We start from the raw sequence: 9,379 nt of genomic DNA on the forward strand, positions 1-9,379 counted from the left end.
GTCGTGTGAAAGGGGGCCCCGCACCTCATGGGTGCGGGGCCCCTTTCGCGTGTTCAGCGGCTTTCACATTGTTTGGGCGGCCTTCATGCGGCCCAGGCGGCTTTCACGCGTGCGAGCGGAGCGTGGCTCAGCTCCACGTGCCTCAGCGACGCGGGTCTCAGACGGCGGCGTGCAGCCAGCGGACCGGCGCGCCGTCGCCGGCGTACCTGAACGGTTCGAGCTCCTCGTCCCAGGGCCGGCCGAGCAGCTTGTCCAGCTCGTCCTCCAGCACCGCGCGTCCCTGGGCGGCCATCAGCATCGCGGTGCGGAGCCGGTCTTCGGGGATCATGATGTCGCCCGCGGCCCCGACGACCGCGCTGAAGGCGCCGAGCGTCGGCGTATAGGCATGACGGGACCCGTCGACCCCCGCTGAGGCGTCCTCGGTGACCTCGAACCGGATGCGCTGCCAGCCCATGAGGGAAGAGGTGATGGCCGCCGCGATGCCCGGGCGGCCTTCCCACTCCGCCTGCGCCCGCAGGACGTTGGGCGCGGCGGGTTGCGGCGTCCACGTAAGGTCCACGGGTACGCCAAGAACACCCGCGACCGCCCATTCGATATGAGGGCACAGCGCGGGCTGAGCTGAGTGGACGTAAAGCACGCCACAAGCAGACACCGGACCTCCCGATTCGGTACGAGGTGCGCCTTCCCCAACGGCCTCGCCCCGGGATGATCACAAGTGACTAGGGAGAGACTACCGTCGGTCGCAACCTGGCACCAGAGGGGGGCCATACCAACTTGGTGCGGCAGGGGCGTGTGACACACGGGTGAGCGCGGAAAGATACCCGCTCATGGACCTCCAATCTGTCGGTGAGTCGCTCATCCGGCCAGGTCAGATACTGACCGACCGCAGCGCGCTGTCCGTCGCGGCTCGCTGGACCCAGGCCGTCGCCGACGCCGACGGCGTCTGCGTGATCCATCTGTCGCCCGGCGTCGACCCCATCGAGATCACCATGGATCTGCGGGAGCACGGCTTCCGGGCCTCCCCCAACCATGTGCTCGCCGGACAGCCGCTGTTCTGGGGCGGGCCGGCGTCCCGGCCGTTCCCCTCGCCGCCCGTGCCGTACAAACCGGGCAGAGCGCGCTCGCCCGTCGTCGTGGGGCTGCTCGACACCGGGATCGCCGAGCACCCGTGGTGGGCCGACAGCGACTGGTACGAGGAGCAGCCGAGGGACGATGCCGAACTGCTCGAAGGTCGCCAGGCGGGTCACGGGACGTTCCTCGCCGGCCTGCTGCTGCGGCAGGCGCCGGGCGCGGGGCTGCGCGTGTGGCGGGTGCTCGACGGGGACGGCGTCGGCGACGAGGCCGGCGTGGTCCGCGCCCTGAACCGGCTGCGCGAGCGCCCACCCCCGATCCTGAACCTGTCCTTCGGCTGTCACACCTTCGACGACCGGCCGCCTCCCCTGCTGGACGACGCGCTGCGGGCCCTGCCCGACACCGTCACGGTGGCCTGCGCCGGCAACACCGCGACCGACCGGCCGTTCTGGCCGGCCGCGCTGCCCGACGTCGTGGGCGTGGCCGCGGTCGACGCGACGCAGGAGCGCCGGGCGCCGTTCTCCGCCTACGGCTCCTGGGTCAACGCGTGCGCCCGTGGCGAGTGGCTGGCCAGCAGCTTCCTGGAGCGCGACGAGTTCGCCGGGTACGCCGTCTGGAGCGGCACCTCCTTCGCAACGGCCCTGGTCGCGGGCGCGATCGCCGACGCCGCGAAGGACCTTCCGGCCAAGGAGGCCGCCGGGCGAGTCCTTGACCCTGAGACGACCCGGCAAATTCCCGATCTGGGAGTTCTCATCAGGTCGAGTCTGTAGAGTTTACGCTCAGTCCTCGGCCAATCACGAGGAGGCAGGGTGGCCTCCTCGTCCGTCACGGCGAAGGAGGCCGCATGCACGAGCCACGCGATCCGGCGGAGCTGCTCAAGGCCGCGGCCGAAGACGACCAGACGGCCTGGGACCAGCTTGAGTCCAGGTTCGGGCCGCGCATGTGGGCAGTCGCCCGCGCGTGCGGGCTGAACGCCACCGACGCGGCGGACGCGGTCCAGGGTGCCTGGCTGCGCCTGCTCGAAAACCTGCACACCATCAGGGAACCATCAGGCGTCGGCGCGTGGCTGGCGACGACCACGCGTCGTGAGGCGCTTCTGATCATCAGGAAGGAACCACCCGGATTTCCCTCCTTCGACGTCGTGCACGACCCTGATCCGGCTACTGCCGTCCTGGAGGCCGACGGCAGCCGCCTGCTGTGGAAGACGGTCTCCGCTCTGCACGAGCCTTGCCGCACCCTCCTCCAGCTGGTGGCGACGGATATGGGGAGCCAGCAGGTGGCGATGCGGCTCGGCATGCCCGTGGGCACCGTGGGTCCAACCAGGATCCGGTGCCTGGAAAAACTGCGCACCCTGATCTCACTACAGGAGACGGTGCAATGATCAACGATGAGTATTTCCTGGCGGCTCTCCGGCTCGCCGCCGGGAGTGATCCGATCCCTGGGCATGTTTCCGCCGCCGCACGTGATGCCTTCGGACTCCGGGTCTCTCAAGCGGTGACCGCCGCGCCTGCCGACTGCGCCGCGACCCGTGGCGTACGAGGCGGCGACGGTCCCGGCATGGTCCGCTTCGTCGCGGCCGGCCTCACCTTCGATCTGGAGGTGACGGTGGGCGACGGGCTCATCGACGTCGCGGGACAAGTGTTCCCGCATCCTGGCGAGGGCAGCCACGTCGATGTGAGGACCCCGCATCTGACGCTCACCAGGCGTCTTGCGCGTACCGGCCAGTTTGCGGTCACCGGCCTGCCTCCGGGCTGGCTCAGCGTGGTCTGCCACCGGCCCGGTCTCGCACCCGTCCAAACCAGGTGGGTGCGCATCCGCCCATGATCACCAGGGAGCCAGGCACCGCGTCCCACCCCCTGGCTCCCACTCCTCCCCTACGAAGCCCAAGGCGCCATGATCGCAACACAGGACGACCGGTCCACTCCCGACGCCATCGGGCTTGGGGGCACGGCCGCTCCCGATCTCATCGCCCCCCACGAGCCCGCCACACCCGGCGGCCCGCTGGTGGTGGCGGCTGAGATGGCGGTGCTTCGTTCGGTGGTCGATCCCGAACAGGCCCTCCACGCCGGCCGCACCGTCCTGACCGCCGCCGAGGCGGCGGGCTGCGTCGACGCCGCGGTGGTCGCCCTCAGAGCGATGGCGCTGGCCGCCCGCGAGCTCGGTGATCTCGAAGCCGCCGAAACCCACCTCCGGCAGGCCATCGCCACCCCTGGCATCCCGCGCCAGCGCATGGCCCAGGCACGCCTCTCCCTGGTGACGGTACGCACCGAACGCGGCCATCCCCTCCAGGCGCTCCGGGTCGCCGCCCTGGCCTGGGCCGACCTCTCCCCGCTCGACCGGGCCAAGCTCGACACCCAGCGGGCCGTCGCGCTCGCCCACCTGGGCCGCTACCAGGAGGCCATCGCCTCGTGCGACCGCGCGCTCCGGGTGCTGGTGGTCGCGCCGGGCACCATCGACGACCGCCGCTTCCTGGCCGGCGGCCTGCTCAACCGCGGCCTCGTCCACGCCTACCGGGGCGATTGGGACGCCGCCACCCGCGACATCACCGCCTGCCTGGAGATCTCCCGTCACGCCCGGCTCGACCACCTGGCCCGCCTGGCCGCCGCCAACCTGCCCTTCCTCGCCGTACGCCGGGGCGACATCACCGGTGCCTTCGCCCATTACCGGGCGGCCGAGCACACCCTGTTCGGCTTCCCCGAGCGGCTGGCCACGATGCGGGCCGACTTCGCCGGGGCGCTGCTGGCCGCGCACCTGCCCGGCGAGGCGAGGGCGCTGCTCAGCCTGGCCGTACCCGATCTGGAGTCGTCCGCCGCGCTGGTGGCGCTGGCCGAGGCGCGGCTGAAACTGGCGCAGGTGGAACTGCTCACCGGCGACGCCCGCCGCGCGCTGGCCGTGGCCGAGCAGGCGGCGGTCGAGCTGGCCGAGCAGGACCGCGTGTCCTGGCTGCCGCTGGCCAGGGAGGTCGTGCTGCGTGCCCGCCTGGCGCTGGAGGGCTCCTCACCGGAGCTGCTCGACGAGCTGGTCGCGTGCGCCGACGACCTCGAGAACGGCCCCGCCTACCTGGCGGGCGCCGCCGCGCTGCGCCTGGTGGCGGCGGAGGCCGCGCTGGCGCTCGACGACCATCCGGCGGCGTCGGCGCAGCTGGCCCGCCTGACCGCGCACGCGCGGCGCGGTGAGCGCTGGGTGCCCGCCGGGACCCAGCTCACGTCGCTGGCCTCGGAGTTGCAGGCCAGGCACCTCGCGCAGACGTCACAGATCCCGGTGCTGGTACGCCAGCACGCCCTCGCCCTGGAGTCCGCGTTGCAGGAGGACGTCACCCAGGCGTTCCGCGCGGTCCACGACGGGCTGACCGAGATGGGCGGCAGCATGGAGTCGTTCGACGACCCCTCGCTGCGGGCGCACGCGGCGCGGGCCGGTGAGCGGCTGGCGGCGTTCGGGCTGGAGATGGCGGTGCGTGACGGGTGTGCCGAGGAGGTGTTCGACTGGGCCGAACGCTGGCGGGCGGTGGCCGCTCCCGCGCACGCCCGCGGGCTGGCCGATCCTGGTGCCGTGCGGGCCGGGCTGGGCGGTGCGGCGCTGGTCGAGTTCGTCATCGACGGCTCCTCGCTGCTGGCCGTACTGATCACCGGCGAACGGCTCATGCTGCGGCGGCTGGGCGATCTGCGGCCCATCCGTGAGGCGCTCATCCGCCTGCGCTACTCACTGCGCCGGGCCGGGTTCGGCGACGGCGCCGCCCCCGCTGAGGCCCAGGTCGAGCCGGCCGCCGCGGAGCTCGAACGCCTGCTGCTCCAGCCGCTTCAGGCCGGGCTCGGCGACCGGCCGCTGATCGTGGTGCCCACCGGTCCCCTGCACACGTTGCCGTGGGCGGCCCTGCCGTGCCTGCGTGATCGTCCGGTGTCCGTGGCCGCCAGCGCGTCCGCCTGGCTGGACGCCGGGCAGCGCGCCGCCGTACCCGCCGAACAGCCCGTGGTGATCGCCGCGGCCGGGCCCGGGCTCGCCCATGCGCGCGCGGAGGTCGAGCAGGTGCTCGCCTGCCATCCCGGCGCCCGCGAGGTGCCCGCCCGCTCCGGTGCCGTGCTCGCGGCGCTGACCAGCGCCGACGTGCTGCATCTTGCGGCGCACGGGGTGTTCCACGCGCGTAGCCCGCTGCTGTCGGGCATCACGCTCGCCGACGGGCAGCTCATGGCGTACGACCTGCTCGGGCTGTCCCGGACGGCCCGGCTCGTGGTGCTGTCGGCGTGCGACTCGGGGATGGCGCACACGCCCACGGACGGCGCCCCGCTCGGGCTGGCCGGAACGTTCCTGTCCAGGGGTACGGCCTGCGTCGTCGCCGGGATGGTGCCGGTGCGTGACGAGGAGGCGCTGGCCGTGATGACCGCGTTCCACGGCCTCCTGGCCGACGGCCAGTCCCCCGCCTCGGCCCTGGCTTCGGCCTCGGCCAAGACGGGAGCGCTCGGCTTCGTCTGCTTCGGCGCGGGCGACCGGCCGTACACCCGGAGACGCGACCGGCCCCCGACCCCGTAGCGCTCGCCATGCGGGGTGCCGGTGCGGCGCTGACCCAGTGGGCGGGCCGCTCAGGCAGCGGAGGCTCGGCCTCTCAGTGATCCAGTAGGCGCGCCGCTCAGGGCCGACCCGTCGCTATCCGGCGCGCACCACTCATAGGCTTGGCCTGTCGCGGTCGGGCGGGTCGCGAAGCGGGGTTCAGCCTGTGGCGATCGGGCGTGAGGGGTCGGCGATCCACTCGGACCATGAGCCCACGTAGAGGGCCGCGGGCAGGCCCGCCACCTCCAGGGCCAGCACCTCGTGCGCGGCGGTGACGCCGGAGCCGCAGTACACTCCGGCGGGCACACCCTCGCCCACCCCGAGCGCGGCGAACCTGTCGCGCAGCTCGGCCGCGGGACGGAACCGGCCGCCGGGGTCGATGTTCTCCGTGGTCGGCGCGCTCACCGCGCCGGGCACATGACCGGCGACGGGATCGATGGGCTCCACCTCACCCCGATAACGCTCACCCGCCCGCGCGTCCAGCAGCACCCCCGACCTCGCGAGCGCCCCCGCCTCGGCGGCGCTCAGCAGCGGCATCCCACCCGGCCTGGCGACGAAGTCACCGGACACCGCCTCGGACGTCTCCTTGACAATCGGCAGTCCGGCGTCGGCCCAGGCGGGCAGGCCGCCGTCCAGCACCCGGACGTCCTGGTGCCCGAAGTAACGCAGCACCCACCACGCCCGCGCCGCGGCGGTCGACCCCGTGTCGTCGTACACCACCACCGGGCGTCCCCCGGACACCCCCAGCTGGCGCATCGCGCTCTGGAAGTCGTCCGCCTCCGGGAGCGGATGCCGGCCGGCGGTTCCGGCGGGCGCGGCGAGGTCGGCGTTGAGGTCACAGAAGACGGCGCCCGGCAGGTGCCCCTCGCGGTACAGCTCGATCCCCGGAGGGCCACCGAGCCGCCACCGCACATCGAGCACGGTCACACCGTCCAGCGCGGCGAGTTCCTCGGGTGTGATCAACGGACTCATCGGGTGCTTACCTCCAAGAGCGGTACGTACTGTTCGGCCGTCGTCATCGAGCCGTGGTAGCCGGTGAACAGCGCCTCGATCGGATGCGCGCGCGGCGCCGTGATGGCCAGCCCGGCATACGGGACAGCCACGACGTCGCCGATGCGCCCCGCCCATTCCGGCCGCACCCGCGGTCCGAACCAGCCGGACTCGACCGCCTCCTGCCTCGACACCACCCAGGCCTTGCCCGCCAGGGTCTCACGCCATGCGTCGAGCACTTCGGAGGCGGCCCCCGGCTCGGCGTAGACGTGTCTCGCCCTTGCCTCCCCGCCGAGCATCGCCACCCCCCGGTTCAGCGCGGGCTCGGTCTCGGCGTCGAGCTTCTCGGTCACGTTGACCATGCCGTGGTCGGCGGTGATGTAGAGGGCGGAGCCCGGGGGCAGGTCGGCGGCCAGGCGTTCGGCCATCCGATCCACGATTTCGAGCTGAGTCAGCCATTCCGCACTGCCCCAGCCGGTCATGTGGCCCACTGCGTCGAGGTCGCCGTAGTAGACGGTGACGTGGGCCCGCGGCTCGGCCATCGCCGTACGTACTCGGGCCACCCGCTCGTCGACGGTCTCGGCGGCCAGGTAGCGCACGCCGCGGTAGACCGCCTCGGTCAGCCCCGTCCCCTCGAACTGGGCCGGCGCCACGTAACCCGCCACGATCCCCGCGGCGGCGGCGCGCTGGTAGACGGTCTCGGCGGGCTGCCATCGGCCCGGCTCCATGAACGCCCCGCCGGGCAGCGTCCACCGCAGGCAGTTGAACAACTGCCCGGTGCCCGGCACCGCCAGCATCAGCCCCAGCATGCCGTGCTCACCCGGCGGCACACCGGTGCCCAGCGAGCACAGGCTGGTGACGGTGGTGGCGGGGAACCCGGCGGTGAGCGTGGTCTTGGCGGCGGCGGCGAGGAACGGCGCCCGGTCGGCGTGAGCGCGCAGCGACTCCGCACCGAGACCGTCCACGAGGAACAGGCAGACGCGGTCGGCGGGGGCGAGCTGGAGGGGGTTCGGCTCGTCCATCCCGAGCACCGCCAGCAACGCACTCGGCAGCTCCGCCAACGACGCGGTGCCGTAACTGGGAATCAGCGGCGCGTTTCCGCCCATGACGCTCCATTCCGTTCGTCGCCCGAGAAATTCGATCTTGTATGACGTTCCCGCCGTATGCGGCCGATCATCGCCAAACCCCGGCTATTCGATCTTGTATGACGCTCCCGCCGTACACCGCTGATCGCCGCCAAACCCCTGAACCCCACCGATGTTGTACGGCACGGCCAAGTGAGCGCCACTCGCCGTACGTGGCTGAGGGCCTCCAGGAATACGGCCGCTGAACCCGCACGTGGCTGGGCGTCGTTACGTGCGTATTCTTGGCCGTCTTCTTCGCTTGATCGGCTGGGCGCCGCGCATATGGTGCGGGACCGTTCGTGGAGACTGATCGGCCGGTGTGTCAGCGCACAAGCACGGCCGCGGGGGTATCGGCGGGTGTGCGCGGTTGGGCGGGAAAGGTCGCGTGGGCACGCCCACGTAAGAACGACCGCATGAGAGCGGTCCTGCGGATACCGCCGCAGGGACACCGCCGTACGAGCACGATCACAGGGCCACCAACGCAGGGACACTCTCACATGAGCACGATCACGGGGCCGCCAACGCAGGGACGCTCTCACATGAGCACGGTCCCGCAGACGCAGCCGAAGGGACAGTGCCGCGCGAGGGGTCTCCGGTGGGGCGCCACCGCTTGAGCGCAATCCCAAGGACACGGTCGCGTGGGCACGACCGCAAGAACACCACCGCATGAGCACCAGCGATTGCCACCCCAGAGGAGCACCGGTCTGTCGCAGAGGTGCCCTTGTGGGCGCGATGTCGTGGAGTCGGTGTGCCGAGGTTCGCGTGGTGTGCATGGGTCTTGCCCTGGTGGCACCGAGAGGGCGGGCGCCTGGGAGTGGTTTGTCAGGTTGTGGCGCGGGCGGTGGCTTCCGAGAGGAATTTGGCGAAGGCGAGGACGTGGGTGACCGCTTCGGGGCCGTCGGCCGCCTCGCTCACCCGGAGCGAGAGGTCGTCTGCGGTGATGGCGCCCGTGTAGCCGTGGTCGGCCTCGCAGTTCTCGTCGCCGCAGGTGGCTGGTTCGAGGTCGACGTGGGAGATCGCTCCCCAGCCGATCGTGAGCGTGGCCTCCGTGGGCGGGACGCCGGGGACGTAGGAGGCGGGGTCGGGGACGACGCGGGTGACCGCGACCGACTGGACGCGGCTCAGGCGTACGGCCTCCGTGGTCGTGGAGGCGTGCGAGGTGGAGACGCCTTCGACCGCAGGGTGTTCGTCGGTGTGGCAGACCAGCAGCCTCGTCGTCGACAGCACCAGGACGGTGACGTGCCTGCGGACTTCCATCGCGGGATCGAAGGTGGCCTCATGATGGACCACGAACGCGGTCACAGCCTCCTTGCCCAGCGCGGATTCGACCGCATCGGTGACGAGGTCGGGGTAGTAGCCGCTGCGCTCGATCGCTTCACGCAGGCCCGCGGCTGAGACTCGGGTTTCCCTCATGGGTCCATCCTGCCAGGACCGCGCAGTGCACTCACCCACCAGACATAACGCTCTATAACGTCTTTTATCCCGTTATCTAGGTGCGGGGCCGTGTGCAATTACCGGACGCTGCATTGCGCCTCATCAGTGCCGCTGTGCCGACCCTTGGAGTGACAAATGGTGAAATTGCATAGAAATGAGGTTTAGCCAGCCGCCAAGACCGCCGCCGTGCGGGGTGCGGGGTGCGGGGTGCGGGGTGC

At 71.8% G+C, this 9,379-nt stretch carries 8 protein-coding genes; 4 read left to right on the plus strand and 4 right to left on the minus strand.

Going from position 1 to position 9,379, the window contains the following annotated elements; genetic code table 11:
- Positions 1-157: 157 nt before the first annotated feature.
- A complete protein-coding gene (locus tag KME78_RS63170) occupies positions 158-652 on the minus strand; it encodes a DUF3145 domain-containing protein (protein WP_219539870.1) in 495 nt (164 codons plus the stop codon).
- Between the two features lie 175 nt (positions 653-827).
- Between KME78_RS63170 and KME78_RS63175 the strand changes: the two genes are divergently transcribed.
- The 4 genes from KME78_RS63175 (at position 828) to KME78_RS63190 (ending at position 5,595) form a co-directional block, all read left to right on the plus strand.
- Positions 828-1,841, plus strand: coding sequence for a S8 family peptidase (locus tag KME78_RS63175; RefSeq protein WP_219539871.1), 1,014 nt, complete (start codon positions 828-830; stop codon positions 1,839-1,841).
- A 74-nt stretch (positions 1,842-1,915) separates the two neighbouring features.
- Entirely contained in the window at positions 1,916-2,452 is a 537-nt protein-coding gene (locus KME78_RS63180) for an RNA polymerase sigma factor (protein ID WP_219539872.1), read from the plus strand.
- Positions 2,449-2,895, plus strand: coding sequence for a hypothetical protein (locus KME78_RS63185; protein ID WP_214635702.1), 447 nt, complete (start codon positions 2,449-2,451; stop codon positions 2,893-2,895). The genes KME78_RS63180 and KME78_RS63185 overlap by 4 nt, the downstream gene beginning before the upstream one ends.
- 69 nt (positions 2,896-2,964) lie before the next feature.
- Positions 2,965-5,595: a CHAT domain-containing protein gene (locus tag KME78_RS63190; RefSeq protein WP_219539873.1), complete on the plus strand. Its 2,631-nt coding sequence runs from the start codon at positions 2,965-2,967 to the stop codon at positions 5,593-5,595.
- A 177-nt stretch (positions 5,596-5,772) separates the two neighbouring features.
- Here the strand turns inward: KME78_RS63190 and KME78_RS63195 are convergent, their stop codons facing one another.
- From KME78_RS63195 to KME78_RS63205, 3 genes are all read right to left on the minus strand, one after another.
- Positions 5,773-6,585 carry a sulfurtransferase gene (locus KME78_RS63195; protein WP_219539874.1) on the minus strand — a complete coding sequence of 271 codons (813 nt, stop codon included), beginning with the start codon at positions 6,583-6,585 and terminating at the stop codon, positions 5,773-5,775.
- The gene (locus tag KME78_RS63200; protein WP_219539875.1) at positions 6,582-7,709 is read right to left on the minus strand and encodes an alkaline phosphatase family protein; all 1,128 of its coding nucleotides are present in this window, start codon (positions 7,707-7,709) and stop codon (positions 6,582-6,584) included. Before KME78_RS63200 ends, KME78_RS63195 begins: the two co-directional genes overlap by 4 nt.
- A gap of 840 nt (positions 7,710-8,549) precedes the next feature.
- Positions 8,550-9,140, minus strand: coding sequence for a DUF5998 family protein (locus KME78_RS63205; protein ID WP_219539876.1), 591 nt, complete (start codon positions 9,138-9,140; stop codon positions 8,550-8,552).
- Between the last annotated feature and the right edge of the window lie 239 nt (positions 9,141-9,379).

This window comes from Nonomuraea guangzhouensis, assembly GCF_019396345.1.
Classification (GTDB): domain Bacteria; phylum Actinomycetota; class Actinomycetes; order Streptosporangiales; family Streptosporangiaceae; genus Nonomuraea; species Nonomuraea guangzhouensis.

Bases quoted from the DNA above. Each gene is read 5' to 3' on its own strand.
- KME78_RS63175 (WP_219539871.1), top strand. From the start codon at position 828: ATGGACCTCCAATCTGTCGGTGAGTCGCTCATCCGGCCAGGTCAGATA.
- KME78_RS63180 (WP_219539872.1), top strand. From the start codon at position 1,916: ATGCACGAGCCACGCGATCCGGCGGAGCTGCTCAAGGCCGCGGCCGAA.
- KME78_RS63185 (WP_214635702.1), top strand. From the start codon at position 2,449: ATGATCAACGATGAGTATTTCCTGGCGGCTCTCCGGCTCGCCGCCGGG.
- KME78_RS63190 (WP_219539873.1), top strand. From the start codon at position 2,965: ATGATCGCAACACAGGACGACCGGTCCACTCCCGACGCCATCGGGCTT.
- KME78_RS63195 (WP_219539874.1), bottom strand. From the start codon at position 6,585: ATGAGTCCGTTGATCACACCCGAGGAACTCGCCGCGCTGGACGGTGTG.
- KME78_RS63200 (WP_219539875.1), bottom strand. From the start codon at position 7,709: ATGGGCGGAAACGCGCCGCTGATTCCCAGTTACGGCACCGCGTCGTTG.
- KME78_RS63205 (WP_219539876.1), bottom strand. From the start codon at position 9,140: ATGAGGGAAACCCGAGTCTCAGCCGCGGGCCTGCGTGAAGCGATCGAG.